Source organism: Streptomyces sp. NPDC004752, assembly GCF_053601275.1.
The window spans coordinates 1-18850 of the sequence record NZ_JBSGBN010000101.1 but is presented as its reverse complement, the minus strand read 5'-3'; the positions used below and the strand labels follow the sequence as shown (position 1 = coordinate 18850).

Below are 18850 nucleotides of genomic sequence, written 5' to 3'. Positions count from 1 at the left end.
CGTATGGCGGACCGAGGTCGGCGCGTCCGCGGGCACGGCGGGTGCCCGCCCGAAGATTTCCCCCGTCCGGGGGAACGGTGGGGCGGCGGCAGGCCAGGGCGTAACCAGTGGGAGACATGCCGAGATCGCGATGGCACCGGTCGGCCGCCGCCGGTGATCCCGGAGGTGGCCGCGCGGCCATCCGGCTCGTCCGGGACACCACCAGCGATCTGATCTACCACCACTCGCACCGCGTCTACTGCTGCGGCACCCTCCAGGGACGCGACCGCGACCTCGGCTTCGCCCCCGGACTCCGCTGCATCGGCGCGATGTTCCACGACTTCGGGCTCAAGGAGGAGCACCCGGGCCGGATCCGCGCGGACCGCGCCACGGTCCAGGCTGGGGGCGCGCTTTGCCGAATCGGCAAGGGCCTTTGCCGTATCCGGCCCCATCGGTGCAGGCTCTCCTCGGGTGGCGCCGGGTCCACCCACCGCAGCCCGGGCTGCGCCGAACCACCAGGGAGGCCCCATGACCGAGATGCCCACCATGCGACCCGAGGAGTTCTGGGAGACCAGATACCGCCGGAACGACCGGGTCTGGAGCGGTCGGCCCAATCCGCTGCTCGTCCGCGAGGCGGCCGGGCTGCGCCCCGGCGCTGCCCTCGACCTCGGCTGCGGCGAAGGAGCCGACGCGGTGTGGCTCGCCTTGCGCGGCTGGCGGGTCACCGGCGCCGACATCTCGGCCACGGCCCTCGACCGCGCCGCCGCGCATGCCGCCGAGGCGGGGGTCACCGACCGCACGGCCTGGGAGCACCACGAACTGGGCCCCAGCTTCCCCCGGGGCCGGTTCGATCTGGTGAGCGCTCAGTATCTGCAGTCCCCGGTGGCACTGGACCAGCGCGAGGTGCTGTGCCGTGCCGCCGACGCGATCGCCGTCGGCGGCACACTCCTCGTCGTTCTGCACGCGGGCTGGCCGTCCTGGCAGACCGAGCCGCCCTTCGACCACACGTTCCCCACGTTGCACGGTGTCCTCGACGATCTCGCGCTCCCGGGGGAGAGCTGGACCGTCGAGACGCTGGAGTCGGTGCGGCGCACGAGCGTGTCGCCGGACGGCGCGGAGGGCTTCCGCGACGACAACGTGTGGCGCCTGCTCCGCACCGGCGACTGACGTCCGCCGCCGCCCCGATCAGCCCGTAGGCTCGCGCTCCCCGCGGCTGCGATCAACCAGCCGTGCCCTTCGGTCCACCGCCCACCGCGTCCAAGCCCCGCAGTCCGGCGGCCGGCAGCCGAACCGGGTCACGGCACTGTGATCACGGCCTGCAGACCGACCGCGGCAGGTTCCTGCCGCAGGCGTTCCGCGCCGAGGTGGCCCGCGCGGAACGCCTGCGGAGGGCGGGTCAGGCCGTTTCGAGCGTTGCCCATCCTTCGGCGTCGGCGGACTGCTTCAGCGTCGCCACTGCCCGCAGCAGCTTGGCGCCGGGGTCGGTACCGGCCGGCACCGTGACGGTGAACTCGCGCGTGACCTCCGCATGCGGGGCGAGCCCGCTGAACCCGGCCACCACCGGGGTCACGCTCAGCGGCTCGGGGACCGCGAGTCGCAGGCCGCCCGAGACGGGGGTGGCGCTCTCGTTGCGGAAGCCCACCTTGACCGTGACGCTGCTCCCGGCGGCGGGGCGCGCATCGCTCGGTGTCAGGGTCGGCGGCACGGGCGGCTGCTTGTCGCCACTCTTGTAGACGCGCAGGTAGTCGACGCCTGTCACGGCGTCCGCCGCGCTGGAGGGATCGGTCTCGATCCGTATGGTGTGCCGGCCGTTCGCAAGGCCGCCGATCCGGGCGAGCAACTCGTAGTACGTGTCCGTGGCGCTCTTCTGGGAAATCGGGCCGCCCTGGACGATGCCGTCGACCAGTACGCGCAGCACCCCGCCGTTCGGCCCGCGCCAGCCGTAGACGTCGACGCCGGTGCCGATGAACGTGTACTCGGCCCAGTTTCCGGTGCCGGTGCCGCTGAGGTTGGTGGCGTTGTACGACGAGTCGACGACGGGATACGCGGAGTCGAAGACCATTTTGGTGGTCCAGCCGTGGCTGGTCCAGCCGGGCGTGGCGGCGTTCTTGTGCGTGCTGGCGTCGACGACTGTGCCGTTGTCGACCGGTTCGGGCGTCAGTTGCGCGGCGTCCACGACGGTGCGGAAACCGATCGTCGCCGACCGGTCCCGGCCGGGGGCCATCAGCAGGTACTTGCTCTGACGGTCGAGCCGTTGGGCGTTCTTGTCGGAGGGGAAGTAGTAGTTGGTGACACTCGAGGCGACGATCTGGTAGTAGCTGCCGCCGCGCAGCACGGCGGTCCGGGTGTGGTCGTCGGTGAATTCGTCCGTCCACTGCCATACGTTGCCGACCATGTCGAGGACGCCGAACGGGCTTGCTCCGCTCGGGTGGGCGTCGACATCGTCCGGGGGCCGCATCTCGTTCCGGCCGTTGAACGGCTCCGGGACGCGCGTGGTGTCGTAGGCGCTGCCCCACGGGTAGGTGCGGTTGTCCAGGCCCTGCGCGGCGTACTGCCACTCATAACTGTGCGGCAGTCGGTTGCCCGCCCAGCGGGCATACGCGCGGGCGTCCTCGATCGAGACGTAGATGACGGGCTTCTTGGCCCAGCCGGCCTTGTACTTCGGGTGGTGCTCGGAGCTCCAGTCCCAGTGCTTGAGGAAGTTCTGGTCGTCCGCCGGCCGGTAACCGGTGGCGTCCATGAAGCGCTGGAACTGCTCGTTCGTCACCGGCGTTCGGTCCATGTAGAACGGTGCGAGGTTGAGGGTCAGCTGGTGGTAGCGGTCGGGCTCCGGCTCGCCGGGGAACTGGACGCCGACGCCGCGCACGAGGCCCGCGGTTCCCCGCCAGGACCAGCCCTCCAGCTCGGCGCCACGGACGGCGAAGCGGTAGTTGGCGCCCGGGATGTACACCATGCCGGGCGGGGCCTTACGGGCCCGGGCCGTGCTCTTGATCTTCGTCATGGTCTGGGGCAGGAACGTGTTCGCCGCGGAGAGGTCCGACAGCGGGCGCCTGGCGTGCCGGTGCATGGAGCGCAGGAAGTCGCCGAAGTCTCCGGGGAGTTGGGCCGACGTGCTGGCGAGCACCGCGCCGAAGCCCTTCGCCTCGATCGGGAACGACAGCACGGCGCGGCCACCGGAGATCTCCGGCTTCAGCTCGCGGCCGTTCCAGAGGTCGTAGTAGCGGATTCCCGACTGGTGCGCGACCTCCAACTGCCCACCGGTGCGCAGTGCGGTTGCGCGGTTGATGAGCGTCCACAGCGTCTGGGTGCCGCGTTCGGCCGGCCACTTGCTCGCATACACCCCGCTCTGCCGCGTCGGGGTGTGCGGCTCCCACTCCGCGCTGACCAGCAGCTCCGGGAACTTCCTCTCGATCGTGGCGACGCGGCGGACCGTCTCGTTGTCACGTTCGGTCATGCCGTTCCAGATGCCCCAGATGTTCTCCCAGCTCTCCAGGCCGGTGCCGTTGAAGAACGCGGACTGCAGCATGTCTGTCTTGCTCTGCGACCAGCGGTCGTTGACGTGCACGGTGTGGCGGGGTTCAAGCCACTTGTTGACGCTGACCATGGGAACGTCGGCGTCGTTGATCCAGTAGCCCCACGACATCGTGTTCCAGCCGATCTGCGCACGTGCAGTGTCGGCCGGCGGGGATCCAGCCCGGAAGCCGAGGCCGTGTTCGGGTTCGAGCACCAGCGGGTGGCCGAGGGCGAGGGCGTTGTCGAAGTAGTCCTTCGTGACCACGTTCATCACGTCACCGTTGAGCCCGTCGGCGCCCAACTGCTTCATCAGGCCGGGCATGATGTCCGCCCAGGTGTCCGCTCCCGGATGGTGCGTGCCGTAGTCCCAGACCATGATCGGGAACAGGACACGCACGCCGCGGGCCTGGAAGTCGGCGACGAGTGTGCGTACCCCGTCGAGGCCACCGGGCAGGTCGCGGATCATCTCGGCGGCGTTGCGGTTGTCGATGCCGATGTTGGGATAAGTCGGCCAGAGCAGGACGGAGTCGATGCCGCCGTAGCGGCTCGTGACATCGTCGAGGTAGCGGTCGACGGTGTAGCGCTGCCGGTGGGGGTCGTAGAGGTAGCGGTCCTCGACCATCACCTGCGGCTGGATCGGGTTGCGCTGGGCCCATGTGAGCTCCGCGCGTTCATAGTTGCGCGGGTCGTAGTTGAAACGCTTGTGTTCGGCCGCCCGCCAGTCCTTCATCGCCTTCAGCCAGGCTTCGGTATCGGCCGGCGTGGCCGGGCCGAGCAACTGCTGCTGTCTCGGCTCACCGAGGATCACTTCGTAGGCCGGCGCCGCCGCCGAGGCGGCGGTCGGGAACAGCTCGCCAACGGCGACCGCACCGGCGAACGCGCCGATGCCGCCGAGGAACCGGCGGCGGTTCAGGGAGAGTTTTTGCTCGTCAGACGTCATGGGTTCACTCCCATTGCGGGACTTGGTCCCGAAGCATCTCAAGTCGATGACGTTCCATTCGGGCCGCCCGGTCGCAGACCGGGCGGCCCGTTCGGGTCGGCACGGGCCTGACCGCGGCAGCTTCAGGCGCCGCGTCAGGCGTACACCTTCCGCACCCACACCGTGTGCCTTCGACTCTGGAACCCGTAGTTGGCTGTACAAGTGTCTGCACGCCGTCGATTCCCGGCACGCAAGTGAACATCAGGAACACTTGTACAGCTTCCAGGCGGGCGCGGTCGGCGCGGGAGGAGTACGCCTTGTCGCCGACCACTGTGTCCGGCCGAAGTCCTGGACCGGCCGGGTCCTGGGTCGGCCGAGTGGGCCGCGCACCTTGATGTTCTTGAGGACGGGGATGAAGCGCGGGCCGATCCCGTGATCTCGACTGATGACAGGGCCTAGTCGAACCGCCCCTTGACGACCCGCTTGGCCGCTTCGCTCTCGGCCGCGGCCGGGGAGAGTTCGCTCAGTGTGTCGAGGTCGGTGTCCTCGCGCAGCTCCTCCTCCCAGGCGGCCGCGAGCCGTTCCTGCTCGTCGTGCGGCTGCTGCCGGACCTGCTCCCGGTCGTGCGGGCTCAGGGCGGCCAGGAAGCGCTCCAAGGTGTCGATCGGCATCCACTTCTCCTTGATCACGGGGCGTCGGCGCCCTTGCGGACGCCGTCCCAGAGTGATCGCTGCCGACTGTTCCCCGGCGGAGCCGAGCCATGCCCCGACCCGAATGGAGCACGGCTCGGGCGCCGAGCCCGGTACGGTCACCGCTCGGTGGACTCCAGGCAGGGCGGGCTGTCCGGCAGATGCTCCTTCGCCCAGTCCCCGAGTTGCCTGAGCGCGGGCTCCAGGGCGGCCCCCGATGCCGTCAGCCGGTAGGAGACGCGCAGTGGCGGTCCCTCGTCCACCTCGCGCACGACGAGTCCCGCGGCGCCGAGTTCGGCGAGCCGGTCGGAGAGCATGCGTTCGCTGATGCCGGGAACCGCCCGGCGCAGATCGGCGAAGTGCGCGGGCTGTTCCACGAGTACGGACACGATCGGGCCGCTCCAGCGCTTGCCGAGCAGCTGGAAGACGCGCGTGATGCCGTCGTCGACCCGCTTGCACGTTGCCTCGTCGTGTTTCTGCTCCGCCGCCATGCGCCCATGGTACTAGCCCGGCGTATGGGGATGAAAAAAAGTAAGTCCATGTGTTAGATATAGCCGAGTACGAAAACTCAGCCCACGGGGAGCCCTGTGGGCCCCTATTCCCATGGAGACACGCATGGCCACCCTGCTCCACATCGACTCGTCCGTCTTCCCGAGCGAGGCGTCCGCCTCGCGTGCCGTGACGGAGACCTTCCGCAGGATCTGGCGGGAGCAGCACCCCGACGGCGCGGTCATCTACCGCGATCTGTCGGCGGACCCCGTCCCGCACCTCACGGCCGCCGCCCACACCGCGGGCTTCGCCGACCCGGCCACGCACACGCCCGAGCAGGCGAGCGCCTTCGCCGAGCGGGTGAAGCTGATCGAGGAACTGGAGCGCGCGGACGCGATACTCATCGGCGCGCCGATGTACAACTTCTCGATCCCGTCGACGCTCAAGGCGTGGCTGGACAATGTGGTCCTGGTCGGCCGCACCATGGGTGAGAACTCCTCCGCGAAGGGCACCCCGGTCACCGTCGTGGCCAGCCGCGGCGGCTCGTATGCGCCGGGTACCCCGCGCGAGCAGTTCGAATATGTCCAGAACTATCTGTCGGCGATTCTCGCGGAGGGCCTCGGGCTGGATGTCGACTTCATCGTTCCCGAACTGACCATGGCCCCGCACAACCCGGCCATGGCCGAGTTGGTGCCGCTCTTCGAGTCCTCGCGCGAGCGCGCTCTGCAGGACGCGGCCGTCAAGGCGAAGGCGCTCGTCGAGCGCCTCGCCGCGTAGCCGCTTCCGGCCGCGGACATGTGTCGTGCGGCCATGCAGGTGTGAGAGCGGCGAACTCCCCTTCGGTCTATGTGCCTCTTTCCGTCTGTGCGTTCCTTCCGGCGTCCGGGACGCCGGAGTGTGTCAGGCGTCGTCCTCCGACGTGTTGCTCTCGGCCTCGGCCGGCTCCGCGGACGTCGGTTCGGTGAGGGAGTACATCACCGACCTCTGCTGCTTGTGACGCTGGATACGGCCCTTGGCGACAAGCGCCTCCAGTGTGTTGCGCACCACCTGCGGGGTCGGGGTCCGGTCGGGGTGTTCCCGCATCAGCTCGTCGCGCAGCTCCTTGGCCAGGCGGGGCTCGTCGTGCGCGCGGAGCAGGTCCAGGAACACATCACCGAGCAGGGGCTGACGCGACTTCGTCGGCGCGGCGACACGGGCGGCCTTCTTCTGGGACTTGGGGCCCGCCGCCGCACGCGCACGGCGCCGCGGTGCTGCCGGTGCCTCGGTGGCGGTGGCGGTGGCTGTGGTGGTGGCGGCCGCGGCGGTGGTGGCGGGGACCAGGGTGGGTTCGTCCTGGGCCTGCTGCGGCAGCGGCGCCGCTTCGGTCGGCGCCCCTTCGGACACGACGTCGTCCGACGGGGCGTCAAAACGCTCCGCGAGGTTCAGGATGTTCAGCAGGAGCGACTCCTCCTGCTTCAACGTACCGATTTTCTCGGCGAGTTCGCTCTGCAGGCGCCGGTTCTCCTGCAGATCCGACGCGGCCTGCTCCAGATAGCGGGACCGGACCGAGGCATCGGTCGACTGGTTGGACACAATCATTCACTCCCTGGAAACGATGGATGATGGTGCGATGGTACCGATCCACCGACCCGGTGGTGCGAGGTGTGCCGGAGCCGGGGCGGAAACATACGTACATCGCACTCGTTCGAGCGACGGTCGGCCTACGTCAGGCATGTGCCGCACGTCACGGGTTGCGGCGTACCGTACCCGGTGACGCTCCCCGCCGACTAGGGTGTGTGCGGGCCGCGCGGGCGCCGAACGGCCGCGCGCGGCAACGTCGGTCACCTCCCAGGGGAAGGTGTTCCGCATGCGCGGAAACCTGTCACGGCTCGCCGTTGCAGTGGCCGCCGCCGTCGACCCGGACCACGAAGGGCGGGACGGACCACATACTGCGGAGGCCCGTCGGTCGGCCGCCGTATGTGTCTTCCCGCGGGCGGCGTGGTGAGGCCGAGCCCGGGTGTGCGCGGACGCAGGCGTGGGCCGGTGCCATGTCACCGTTCGGGCGGGTGACCGCTCGCGGTGGTGAGGCATGTCACGGATCACTTGGCCGATCCCCCGCGGTCAGCCGGAGTTCGCGGCCCGGCCAGCGTCTGCGCAGCCAGCGGTCGTGGCTGGCCAGGACGATCGCGCCGGGACCGGTGCCCAGCGCCTCCTCCAACTCGTCGCACAACCGCGGCGACAGATGGTTCGTGGGCTCGTCGAGCAGCAGCAACCGGGGTGGGCGGGCCACCAGGAGCGCCAGCGCGAGCCTGCGCCGCTGGCCGACGGAGAGGTGCCCCACCGGCTTGTCCAGATCCGCCTCGTGCAGCAGTTCCAGTGCGGACAGCGGGACCGCTTCCGCCCGTTCGGCGCCGAGCGATCCCTCATAGGTGTCCCGGACGGTGCGGTCGGGCCGGTCGAAGACGGTGTCCTGGTCCAGCAGCCCCACGGTGAGACCGGGCCGCCGCCGCACCGTGCCGCACACCCCGAGCCGCCCGGCGAGCACCGCCAGCAAAGTCGACTTGCCCGCCCCGTTGTCGCCGGTGACCAACAGCCGTTCGGCCGCCGCCACATCGAGTCGGCGCACGGCGAGCCGGCCCGGCACCCGGATGTCGCGCATCGACACGACGGTGCCGTCCACCGACTCCCCGGACGAAACTGCCAGTGCCTGGTGCCGGAAGTGCAGCGGCCGTGGCGGCTGTGCGACCTGGGCGCGTTCCAGTTCGTCGAGCCGCCGGGTGGCGTTGCGCACCCGGCGTGAGATCTGGCTCTGCACCCGGCCGCCCCGGTGGCCGTAACCCATCTTCTCGTTGTCGCGCCGCTCCCGGTCCGGCGCGAGGCGACGGGCGGTGACCGCGGCCGCCCGGCGCAGCGCGGCCAACTCCTCCTGTTCCTCGGCGTACCGGCGCTCCCAGCGTTCCCGCGTCGCATGTTTCTCGGCCAGGTAGGCGGTGTAGTTGCCGCCGTAGCGGACCGGGCCGTCCATCGTGGGATCGAGGTCGATCAGGTCCGTGCACACGGCGTCGAGGAACGCCCGGTCGTGACTGGCCAGCACGACCACCCCCGGCAGGTTGCGCACCTGTTCCTCCAGGAAGGCGGCGGCGCCGTCGTCGAGATGGTTGGTCGGCTCGTCCAGCAGCAGCGCGGTGGGCCGCCGGACCAGCAGCGCGGCCAGGGCCAGCCGGCCGCGCTGCCCGCCGGAGAGCGAGCCCAGCGTGCGGTCGTGCCGGACCTCGCCCAGACCGAGCCCGGTGAGCGTGAGCGTGGCACGCCGGTCCGCGTCCCATGCCTCCCGCTGCTGCGCCTGTTCGAGCTGTCGGCCGTACTCCTGGAGCAGTTCGGCGTGGTCGGGGTGGGACGGCGGGGTGTCGGCGAGCCGCTGGGTGAGGTGGTCGAGCCGCGTGAGGTCGGCACGGGCCTCACGCAGCGCGCCGTCGAGCACATCGGCGATCGTCGACGCGCCGTCGTACGGCATTTCCTGGGGCAGATGGCCCAGGTCGGCGGGGCGTACGACGCTGCCGGAGTCGGGCTCGTCGGCGCCGGCGAGCAGGCTGAGCAGGGTCGACTTGCCGACGCCGTTCTCCCCGATCAGGCCGATGCGGTGACCGGGGGAGGCGGTGAGGGACACCCCGTCCAGTACGCGGCGGGTGCCGAGGGTGCGGACGAGGTCGCGGGCCAGCAGGGCAGGCTGAGGAGACATGGGATTCCACCGAACGTGAGGGGTTCTGGGCCCGCCGGGCTGCCGCCTCGGGCGCGGGCGCGGTTGGCGCGCCGGTGGGTCATACCTCGGGCGCCGTCGTCTCCAGCAGGGCTCCCCGGTCCAGCCGCAGTCGGCGGCTCGTGCCGATCTCGTGGAGGAACCGTTCGTCATGGCTGACGACCACGAACGCGCCCCGGTAGGAGGCGAGCGCGCTCTCCAACTGGCCCGTGCTGACCAGGTCCAGATTGTTCGTCGGCTCGTCGAGGAGCAGCAGCTGCGGCGCCGGTTCGGCACACAGGACGCACGCCAGGGTGGCCCGCAGCCGCTCCCCGCCGGACAGCACCGCGGTCGGCAGTTGGACGCGGGCACCCCGGAACAGGAAGCGGGCGAGCAGGTTCATCCGCTCCGCCTCCGTGCGGTGCGGCGCGTACGCGGCGAAGTTCTCGGCGACGGTCCGGTCGAGGTCCAGCAGGTCCAGGCGCTGCGAGAGATGGGCGATCCGGCCGTCGGCCCGCCTGATCCGCCCGGTCTCCGCCTCCAGATCGCCGTTGATCAGGCGCAGCAGGGTGGACTTGCCCGCGCCGTTGGGCCCGGTCAGCGCGATCCGTTCGGGACCGCGGATCGTCAAATCGACACCTTCGCCGGCGAACAGGTCCCGCCCGCCGTGCCGGACCTGCAACCGCTCGCCCGCAAAGACGGTGCGGCCCGCCGGGACGTCGGTGTCGGGCAGGTCGAGGCTGATGCGCTGCTCGTCCCGCACGGCCCGCCCCGCCTCGTCCAGCCGGGCCTTAGCCGCGCTGACCCGGGCTGCGTGCAACTGGCCCGCCCGGCCCGCGGACTCCTGCGCGCCGCGTTTCATGTTTCCGGCGAAGATACGGGGCAGGCCCGCGCTCTTGAGGTTGCGTGCGGCGTTGCTCGCCCGCCGTTCGGCGCGCTCGCGGGCCTGCTGCAGCTCCCGCTTCTCCCGCTTCAGTTCCTGTTCGGCGCCCCGGATGTTCTTCTCGGCGACCTCCCGCTCGGCCCGTACGGCTTCCTCGTAAGCGGTGAAGTCGCCGCCGTACAGCCGTAGTTCACCGTGGTCGAGTTCGGCGATGCGCTGCATGCGGTCGAGCAGGGCGCGGTCGTGGCTGACCACGAGCAGACAGCCCGTGAAGTCGTCCAGCACGTCGTAGAGGCGGTGCCGGGCTTCGAGGTCCAGGTTGTTGGTGGGCTCGTCGAGCAGCAGCACGTCGGGGCGCCTGAGCAGTTGAGCCGCGAGACCCAGCGAGACGACCTGGCCGCCGCTGAGCGTGCCGAGGCCGCGGTCCAGGGCGAGACCGGTGAGGCCGAGCCGGTCCAGTTGGGCCCGGGTGCGTTCCTCGATGTCCCAGTCGTCGCCGATGGTCGTGAAGTGTTCCTCGCTCACGTCCCCGGACTCGACGGCGTCCAGGGCGCGGATCACCTCGGCGATGCCCAGCACCTCGGCGACCGTCAGGCCGGTGGTCAGCGGGAGGGACTGCGGGAGATGGCCGAGCGTGCCGGAGACGGTCAACGACCCGGCAGTGGGCGGCAGTTCACCGGCGATCAGGCGGAGCAGGGTGCTCTTGCCGGAGCCGTTGGGTGCGACCAGACCGGTGCGGCCGGACTCCACGGTGAAGGACAGATCGCGGAAGACCGGGGTGTCGTCGGGCCAGGAGAAGGACAGCTGGGAGCAGACGACGGAGGCGTCGGACATGAAGGGACCTCGGGGAAGGACAGGGCAGAGCGCTGCCCGGGCAGACAGGGGGAGGAGGCGACGACGACCGGGCCACGACGGCGGCGCTCCGTGGCGCCGGCCGGTGGCCGATCAGCTCCGGGTATCACCCGGAGATGTCGTCGTCACCTGCCATGTCTGGTCCCCTCCGAGACGGTCGAAAGTCCCGGCGAGTGTAACAGCCCGCCCCGCGACCGGGCCGCCCTCGGCCCGGTCCCCGTCATGTATTTGGCGGTCTGCAAGAGGGCCACCCTGTCGCAGCAGGTTCGTCGCCCTGGGCGCGCTGACGAATCTTTTGGCGTTGCCCGGCCGGCGGCTGATAACTGCCATGTCCCTGGAGACCGGTGATCAGTGGGGGAGTACCAACTGTCGTCCAACTGTGCCCGATGCCAGCCGGTCCATCGCGATGTTGATGTCGTGCAGGGGCAGGTTGGCGTCGGCCAGGAGATCGACCGGGAGCAGGCCGGCCTGGTACAGCTCGATGTAGCGCGGGATGTCGCGACGGGGAACGGACGATCCCATGTAGGAGCCGACGAGCCGGCGTTCTTCCGCGACCAGGCTCAGGGCGGGGAGTTGGAAGGTGCTGGTGGGGTGGGGCAGGCCGATGGCGATGGTGGTGCCGCCGCGTCGTGTCGCCGCGTATGCCGTGGTCAGGGCGGCGGGGTGGCCCGCTGCCTCGAAGGCGTAGGCGGCGCCGCCGTCGGTTGCGGCCCGGATGTGCTCGACCGTGTCGTCGCTGGAGACGAGGGCGTGTGTGGCGCCCAGGGATGCGGCGCGGGCGACCTTGTCCGGGGAGATGTCGACGGCGACGATCGGGTGCGCCCCGGTGGCTTTCGCGGCCATGACGGCGGCGAGCCCTACGCCGCCCAGACCGACGACCAGCACGGGGAGGCCGGCTTCGATGCGGGCGGTGTTGAGGACGGCTCCCGCACCGGTGAGGAGAGCACAGCCGAACAGGCATGCCTTCTCCAACGGCAGGGTCGAGTCCACGCGGACCAGCGACTCCTGCGCGCACACGGTGTATTGCGCGAAGGCCGATACGCCGAGGTGCTGCTGCACCTGGGTCCCGTCCTTGCGGCGGAACGGCCGTCGTCCTGAGATCAGGGTGCCTGCGGCGTTGGCGGCGGCGCCGCGCTCACACAGGACTGGCCGACCGGTTTGGCAGGGGACGCAGCTGCCGCAGATCGGCACGAAGGAGAACACGACATGGTCGCCCTCGGCGACATCGCTGACGCCGGAGCCGACGCCGGCGATGATGCCGGCGGCCTCGTGGCCCAGCACCATGGGGAGGGGGCGCGGGCGGGTGCCGTCGATGACGGACAGGTCGGAGTGGCACACTCCGGCGGACGCGATCTTCACCAGGACCTCGCCGGGTCCCGGCGGATCCAGGGCCAGCTCCTCCAAGGCCAAGGGGGCGGATCCCTGGTAGGGAGGCTTGGCATCAGTCGTGGTGAGCACGGCTGCGGTGACCTTCACGGCGATTCTCCTGGGAGTCGGCTGGCATTGACGAATCTCGCCGGCCGGCGTTACAGCGCCATTACAAGTCGGCCAGGTTCCAGGAGGGAGCGACACCGAGGTCTGTGCTCAAGCGTTCGGCGCAGGTGCGAAAGGCCCGCTGCGCGGCAGCGGGGTCGCCGGAGGACAGGTGGACCCGCGCGAGCAGCCGGTAGGCGCCTTCGCGATAGCGGTCGGCGTCGAGGACCCGGTGGGCGAGCTCTGCTGCTGAGGACAGGGCGCCGTGTGTGCATTCGGCTTCAGCGGTGTGCAGTGCCAGTTCGATGAAGGCGACTTTGAGAGACTCGCGAAGTCCTTCAGCCCAGGGCAGGTCGACGGCGTCCTCAAGGTAGGTGCCCTGGTAGAGCGCGATGGCCTGGCGGCCCAGCTGGATGTCGTCGTGCCCGGCGCCGCCGTCGAGGACCCGTCGCGCGAGGCCGCGGAACTCGGTCCAGTCGATCTGGACGCCCGGGTCGAGGGTGATCCGGTTGCCGTCGGTGTGGACGAAGCGGTCCTGTCCGCGTGACTTCCGGTCGGGTTCGAGGGCTCCGCGCAGCGCGTGCAGGGCTACGCGGAATCGCGGGGCGGTGACATCCGGGTCGGTGTCGGGCCACAGCAGTTCCAGCGCTTCCTCCCGCAGGACGGACCTTTGTTCGCGGGTGGTGAGCAGCCACAGTAGCTCTCGTGCTTTGCGGCGCTCCCACCGGGTTGCGGGGATCGGGTCGCCGTTGCGGAGCGCGGCGAACCGGCCGAGCGTGAGAAGTCGCAGCTCGGGAGCTGACGCATCGGGGGCGGAATTCGCCAAGGCGGGGGAGCGGGTTGGGAGTCTGCCGAGCAGATAGCGGGCGTACTCGGATGTCGCCGGGGCGGTGATCGCGTGGCTGAGCCATGCGCGGCGCCGTTCCACACCGGGGAGGCCGAGCCAGGGTGCGCCGGTGAGCAGGGAGTCGAGTCCGTACTCGCGCATGGTGGCCAGGGCTGGGCTCGCATGCCGGAGGAACGCGTCGGCGTTGTCGCGCTGATGGGCGAGGTGCGCCAGCCAGATGTCTGCGAGGGCAGGAATGTAGACGTCTCCGGCTTGCTGCGCCCGGAACCGCGCTTGTGCCAGCCATACCGGCGAGTCCGGGTGCCGGACGCATGCGCTGCCGATGCCCATGGCCAGGCAGGCCATGGAGGCCATGTAGGAGTCCCCGGCCTCGGTGAGCAGTTCCAGTGCTTCGCTCCCGTGACGGCGGACGGCGTCAGCATCGCCGAGCCGGCCGTATGCCACGGTCAGGCCGATCAGTGACTCGGCGCGCAGCCGCGGGACGCCGGTCTTGATCACGATGGACAGAGCGGTCTGGTAGTGGCGGATGGCGGCTTCGAGGTCACCTGTGGCTGGGGAGTCTGCGCACAGGAGTGAATGGGCAAGGCGGGACGTGCTGACGAACAGGACGCTGTGCGATCCGCGCTGTCGGCCGCGGGCGATGCCGCGGTTGGCGTGCTCGGCGGCCTGTTCGCGGTTGCCGAGGAGACCGTGGGTCCAGGCCAGCAGAGGGTCGCGTTCGCGGTGCGAGCGGTGGACCAGCAGGGCTTCCTCATCGGCGGCTTCCAGGAGGCGCCGGGCCTGGTGCAGATCGCCGATCCGTACTTCCAGTCGGACGTCGCGGGCAGGGGTGCTGCCGGTAGCGGTGGCCTGGCGCAGCAGGGTGTGCCTGGCCCGGGTCGGGTTCCCAGCGTTGACATGGTGCTCGGCCAGTACGGCCAGCCACGCGGCCGGCTGTTGGCGGCCGTCTGCAGTGCGGCGGAGTTGAGCGAGGAGCGGCGCGGCTCGGCGGGGCTGGACGGTGTCGAGGTAGACGTCGATTTCGGCCTTCAGCGCTTCGGCGTGCGTTTCTGGGTGGAGAGCGGCGGCCCGCGCGTGGGCTACGGCGGCGGGGTAGTCGCACGCCAAGCGGAACGCGCGGCTGCGGTGAAGCAGCAGCCGTGGGGAGGAGTTTCGTGCTCGGGGCGGCAGCCGGTTGGCGGCGTCGAGGAACGTGTGGTGGCGCCCGCCGGAGATCCAAGAGTTGCCGAGCTGCTCAAGTAGCCGGACCGTGCGCGGGACGTCGACGGCCCCGAAGGCGTGGAAGAGGGCCTCTTCGGGTTCGCCGGCCTGCACGAGGTGGTCGGCTGCGCGGCGGTGGGCGTCGCGTCGATGCTGTTCGTCGTTCTGGGCGAGGAGGAAGTCACGGAAGAGGTGGTGGTAGCGGTAGCCTCCGCGATCGTCGTGCATGCAGAAGAGCCCTGCGGTGAGGACGTGCTGCAGCATCTGCGGAACGTCGGTGCGCCCGCTCAGATGCGCGGCCAAGGCGACGTCGAAGGAGCGGGGTGCGGCAGTGGCCAGCAGGAAGGCCCGCAGGTCGGCAGGGAGTCCGGCCAGGACCTGCTCGCCGAGGTAGGAGAAGAGTTCTTCGCGGCCGGCGGGCAGGCTCTCGGCGAGAGTGCCGACGTCTGCGCCGGTACGGCGCAGGTGCCCGCCGATGAGGCCGAGGGCGATGGGCCATCCTTCGGTCTCACGCATCAGCAACCGGGCTTGCTCCGAGCTGACGTCGAGCCCGAACCGCGCCCTGAAGAGGTCCGCCGTCTCCTCGGCGGTGAAGGCGAGGTCGGCGCGTGTGATGACGCAGACCGTCCCGTCCGCCTGCCAGCGGGCGAGGCTGGGCAGGGCGGGCCGAACCCGGGTGGTGACGAGGATCCGGAGCCCTGGCGGGAGGCCGTCGACGAGACGGTCGAGGATCGAGTTGATCGTCGGCGTGTCGACCTGGTGGTAGTCGTCGAGGACGAGGAGCAGTCCGGTGCCCGCGATCTCCTCTACCTCGGCCAGAACGACCTCAACCAGTTCGGACCAGCTGGTCTCGGCGTGCTCCCCGCCACGCTGACGGCTCGCGAGGCGCAGCGGCAACGCCGGGCGGTAGGGTTCCAGCGCCCAGGCGAGGTGCGTGAGGAACACCATTGGGTCGCGGTCGTCGGAGCTCAGCGCGTACCAGGCCGGCGGCAGGTCCGCCGGCCCGGACTGGGCGAGGGTGGTCTTGCCGTAGCCGGCCTCGGCCTCCACCAGGGTGAACGGATGGGTCAGAGCCCAGTCGAGCAGCGCATCCAGGCGTGGCCGTGCGGTGGTCCCGGCACGGGCATGGGCAGCGCGCAAGCGGCGGCGCTCGATGAAGGAAAGCGGCAGGTCGGACATGAGGTGCGGGCATCGTACTTCGCGCGGGACCGATGCGTAAGGCACTGGGTGCCTGCGGGCGTTCAGCGTCGAACGACCGGCAGGACCAGATGCGAGGGACGGCGGGCGTCGTGATGGATGCGCTGCTTGGCGGGCCGCCCGGAAGCGGCATGAACGCCCAGCTCTCCGGTGTTGGGGTTGCGGTCGTAGCGGGGGAAGTCGCTGGATGTGACGAGCACGGCCAGGCGGTGCCCGGCGCGGAAGACCATCGAGGTCGCCCACAGGTCTATCTCATAGCGCAGTGACTCGCCCGCGGTGACAGGTTCGGGGCGGTCCAGCCCGTGGCGGAGCGATGCTCGCAGGATGCCGTCGCAGACGTTGAGGATGCGGCCGTCCGGATGCACGTCGCACAGCTTGACCACCCAGTCGGTATCGGGACCGTCGGTCGCGGCCCACAGCAGCGCTCGCACCGGGCCGGTCACTTCCAGGTCCTCGGTGAGCGGTTCGCTGGTGTAGGACAGGACGTCGCAGCGTGTGGTGATCGCGGCCTGGTCGACGGGGCCGCGGGAATACTGTGCGGGCATGAGCAGGTTCCCGCCCGTGGTCGGGCAGGGATCGGCGGGGTCGTAGACGAAGGAGTCCGGCATCTCGTCGAACGCGGGGGCAGTGAAGGACGCCGTTTTGCCGGATCGCAGGTGGAGTCTGGCGGGCACGGTACGGGCAAGGGGCCAGTCGTCCTCGTCACGCCAGCGATTGAGACCCTGGACGAAGATCCGGACCGGGGCTTGGTACCTTGTACCCGGCGCCGCTCAGCGACTGCATGAGGCCCGCGGTCGGACAGGTCGTGGCGCCGCAGCCCATGGTCCCGTCCGTCGGGTCGGCCCATGCGGAGTCCGCGGTCTCGTAGGCGCCGGGGACAAGCAGGACCGGGACAGGCTTCGAGTTGCTGTCCCAGCCCGGCGCGTACGACAGAAGGTATCTGCCCGCGGCCGGCTGGGCGCTGCCGAAGAAGGTGGCCCGCTGCCCGGTCTGGTTCAGGCGCCCGTCCGAGGTGTACTGCGCCGGAACGTAGCCGGGGTTGCTGTCGTACCACCGCTCGACCTGGGCCCAGCCGTCCGACACCGAGGTGTAGGTGGCCTCCGGAGTCACCGGCCCGGAAGCGCCGGCTCCGCCCGCGCCGCCGACAAGGACGGCGGCGGTGAAGGCGAGGGTCGACAGAACCGTAGCGATCTTTCGCAAGCTCACGGAATTCCTCTCTGCATCATGGTTCGGCACCAGCCCCAGTGGCGTGACGGCGACGGGCCAAAGGTCAGTTGGAGGTGGAGGCGATGAAATCGACCAGCGCCTTGTTCCAGGCGTGACGGTCCTCCATGAAGGCCACGTGTCCGCTGTTCTCGAAGTACGTCAGCCTTGCATTCGGCGCGGTCTTGGCGACTTGCTCGGACCACGCCGGGTCCCAGATCTGGTCGTGGCGCCCGGTGAACACGGCGATGGGCATGTCGATGCTTGGAAGGTCGGCGCGCAGGTCCTCAGCCAGCAGCGCCTGGAAGGTGGTGAGGCCGACGAAGGCCGGGACCTGCAGCCCGATTCGGACGAAGCGGTCACGTGTCGCCTCAAGGTCGGTGCGATGGAAGTTGTTGCCGTACAGGCCGGTCACGGTTTCGGCGTGCGCGTTGACGATGGCGTCGCACAGGGCGTCGGCGCTGTCGGCCGCTCCGCCGTAGGGCGCGTCCGGCGCCTGGAGGAAGCGCGGGCCGCTGCCGGTGATCACGAGGCGGCGCACCGGGGCGCCGATGGTGCTCGCGAACTTCAGGCCGATGTGACCGCCCATCGACCAGCCGACCAACGTCACGTCCTTGAGCGCGAGGTGGTCCATCAGCGTCTTCAGATCACGGCAGAACATCGCGTAGTCGTAAATCCCCCAGGGCCTGTCGGATGCCCCGTGCCCGCGCAGGTCCACGGTGATCACCCGGAACCGGTCGGCCAGGTCCAGGACCTGGTAGTCCCAGACCTCACCGCTGCCGCCCCATCCGTGTACGAACACGATCGGGCTCCCCGCTCCCCGGTCCTCGTACGCCATCCGGACGCCTTCGTCGACATCGACGTACTTCACAGCACTGCTCCTTCCTCCAGGCGCCTGACAGCGGTCGCCCGGGTGGACGGAACACTAGGTAGCCGCGTTACGGCTGGGTTACAGGCGCCTCAACAGGCGAAACCGGCCGAACTCGATCTCGGCTCCTGGTGTGACAGCTCGCTGGTGGTGACGGGAAGATGCCCGTCCCGGTCCGCCAAGCGTCGTCCGGGACGTGGCTGGTCGATGAGCCCACCATGGAGGCGGCCGGGCGGGTAGTGGCGTACTGCCGTGTGTCGTCCGCCGGTCAGAAGGCTGACCTGGACCGGCAGGCGGCCCGTCGAGACCTGACTACGGTCTCAGCAACGGAATATCCTGCGAAGCACCGGTGGTTCGCAAAGATGACCATGGCGGACGGCCGGGACCCGCGCGTGGGTGTGAGGCGCGGGCGGGGAGCGGCGCGCCGGGGTTTCGGACGCTGAGGAAGGGTGACGTGTGATGAGCGACAACGAGCAGAGGGCCCTGCTGGCCGGCGGGTGCTTCTGGGGCATGCAGGAACTGATCCGCAAGCAGCCGGGAGTCCTGACGACGCGCGTGGGCTACAGCGGCGGTGAGGTGTCTCATCCGACGTATCGCAACCACGGACACCACGCCGAGTCGATCGAGATCACCTTCGATCCCGCGGTGACCGACTACCGCACCGTCCTGGAGTACTTCTTCCAGATCCATGACCCGACCACGAAGGACCGGCAGGGCAACGACCTGGGCGCCAGTTACCGCTCCGCCATCTTCTACCTGGACGACGAGCAGCGGCGGATCGCCGAGGACACCATCGCCGATGTCGAGGCGTCCGGGCTGTGGCCCGGTCCGGTGGTGACCGAGGTGGTGCAGGCCGGCCCGTTCTGGGAGGCCGAACCGGAACACCAGGACTATCTGCAGCGCTACCCGAACGGCTACACCTGCCACTTCCCGCGCCCCGGCTGGCGGGTGCCCATGCGCGCGGCGTGAGCGCCGCGGCGTCGCCCGGGCCGCCGCGGACCGGGCGACGCCGCGTTGTCCGGC

At 70.2% G+C, this 18850-nt stretch carries 14 protein-coding genes; 3 read left to right on the top strand and 11 right to left on the bottom strand.

Annotated features, from left to right (window positions below):
- Positions 1 to 507: 507 nt before the first annotated feature.
- Positions 508 to 1146: a class I SAM-dependent methyltransferase gene (locus ACWEKM_RS32880; RefSeq protein ID WP_451624916.1), complete on the top strand. Its 639-nt coding sequence runs from the start codon at positions 508 to 510 to the stop codon at positions 1144 to 1146.
- 229 nt (positions 1147 to 1375) lie between these two features.
- On the opposite strand, the gene ACWEKM_RS32875 is transcribed toward ACWEKM_RS32880, so the two are convergent.
- The 3 genes from ACWEKM_RS32875 to ACWEKM_RS32865 form a co-directional block, all read right to left on the bottom strand.
- Positions 1376 to 4432, bottom strand: a complete 3057-nt coding sequence (locus ACWEKM_RS32875; RefSeq protein ID WP_451624915.1) for an SUMF1/EgtB/PvdO family nonheme iron enzyme — start codon at positions 4430 to 4432, stop codon at positions 1376 to 1378.
- A gap of 434 nt (positions 4433 to 4866) precedes the next feature.
- Positions 4867 to 5082 (bottom strand): hypothetical protein, encoded by a 216-nt coding sequence (locus ACWEKM_RS32870; protein WP_451624914.1) that lies wholly within the window; start codon positions 5080 to 5082, stop codon positions 4867 to 4869.
- A gap of 137 nt (positions 5083 to 5219) precedes the next feature.
- Positions 5220 to 5591 carry a winged helix-turn-helix transcriptional regulator gene (locus tag ACWEKM_RS32865; protein WP_451624913.1) on the bottom strand — a complete coding sequence of 124 codons (372 nt, stop codon included), beginning with the start codon at positions 5589 to 5591 and terminating at the stop codon, positions 5220 to 5222.
- 124 nt (positions 5592 to 5715) lie between these two features.
- Between ACWEKM_RS32865 and ACWEKM_RS32860 the strand changes: the two genes are divergently transcribed.
- Positions 5716 to 6366 carry an FMN-dependent NADH-azoreductase gene (locus ACWEKM_RS32860; RefSeq protein ID WP_451624912.1) on the top strand — a complete coding sequence of 217 codons (651 nt, stop codon included), beginning with the start codon at positions 5716 to 5718 and terminating at the stop codon, positions 6364 to 6366.
- Between the two features lie 123 nt (positions 6367 to 6489).
- Here ACWEKM_RS32860 and ACWEKM_RS32855 read toward each other — a convergent pair whose 3' ends face one another.
- The 8 genes from ACWEKM_RS32855 to ACWEKM_RS32820 all read right to left on the bottom strand — a co-directional run bounded on the left by ACWEKM_RS32855 (position 6490) and on the right by ACWEKM_RS32820 (position 17830).
- Complete coding sequence (locus ACWEKM_RS32855; RefSeq protein ID WP_451624932.1) at positions 6490 to 7161, bottom strand: hypothetical protein; 672 nt, start codon at positions 7159 to 7161, stop codon at positions 6490 to 6492.
- 499 nt (positions 7162 to 7660) lie between these two features.
- Positions 7661 to 9307 (bottom strand): ABC-F family ATP-binding cassette domain-containing protein, encoded by a 1647-nt coding sequence (locus ACWEKM_RS32850; RefSeq protein WP_451624911.1) that lies wholly within the window; start codon positions 9305 to 9307, stop codon positions 7661 to 7663.
- Positions 9308 to 9386: 79 nt separating this feature from the next.
- On the bottom strand, positions 9387 to 11021 hold the full coding sequence (gene abc-f / locus ACWEKM_RS32845; RefSeq protein ID WP_451624910.1) for a ribosomal protection-like ABC-F family protein: 1635 nt from the start codon (positions 11019 to 11021) through the stop codon (positions 9387 to 9389).
- A 366-nt stretch (positions 11022 to 11387) separates the two neighbouring features.
- Complete coding sequence (locus ACWEKM_RS32840; protein ID WP_451624909.1) at positions 11388 to 12515, bottom strand: zinc-binding dehydrogenase; 1128 nt, start codon at positions 12513 to 12515, stop codon at positions 11388 to 11390.
- 61 nt (positions 12516 to 12576) lie between these two features.
- Entirely contained in the window at positions 12577 to 15738 is a 3162-nt protein-coding gene (locus ACWEKM_RS32835) for a BTAD domain-containing putative transcriptional regulator (RefSeq protein ID WP_451624908.1), read from the bottom strand.
- A gap of 62 nt (positions 15739 to 15800) precedes the next feature.
- On the bottom strand, positions 15801 to 16490 hold the full coding sequence (locus ACWEKM_RS32830; protein ID WP_451624931.1) for a CocE/NonD family hydrolase: 690 nt from the start codon (positions 16488 to 16490) through the stop codon (positions 15801 to 15803).
- Entirely contained in the window at positions 16459 to 16962 is a 504-nt protein-coding gene (locus tag ACWEKM_RS32825) for a hypothetical protein (RefSeq protein ID WP_451624907.1), read from the bottom strand. The genes ACWEKM_RS32830 and ACWEKM_RS32825 overlap by 32 nt, the downstream gene beginning before the upstream one ends.
- A gap of 64 nt (positions 16963 to 17026) precedes the next feature.
- A complete protein-coding gene (locus ACWEKM_RS32820) occupies positions 17027 to 17830 on the bottom strand; it encodes an alpha/beta fold hydrolase (protein ID WP_451624906.1) in 804 nt (267 codons plus the stop codon).
- A gap of 456 nt (positions 17831 to 18286) precedes the next feature.
- Between ACWEKM_RS32820 and msrA the strand changes: the two genes are divergently transcribed.
- The gene (msrA, locus tag ACWEKM_RS32815; RefSeq protein WP_451624905.1) at positions 18287 to 18796 is read left to right on the top strand and encodes a peptide-methionine (S)-S-oxide reductase MsrA; all 510 of its coding nucleotides are present in this window, start codon (positions 18287 to 18289) and stop codon (positions 18794 to 18796) included.
- The last annotated feature ends 54 nt before the right edge of the window (positions 18797 to 18850 follow it).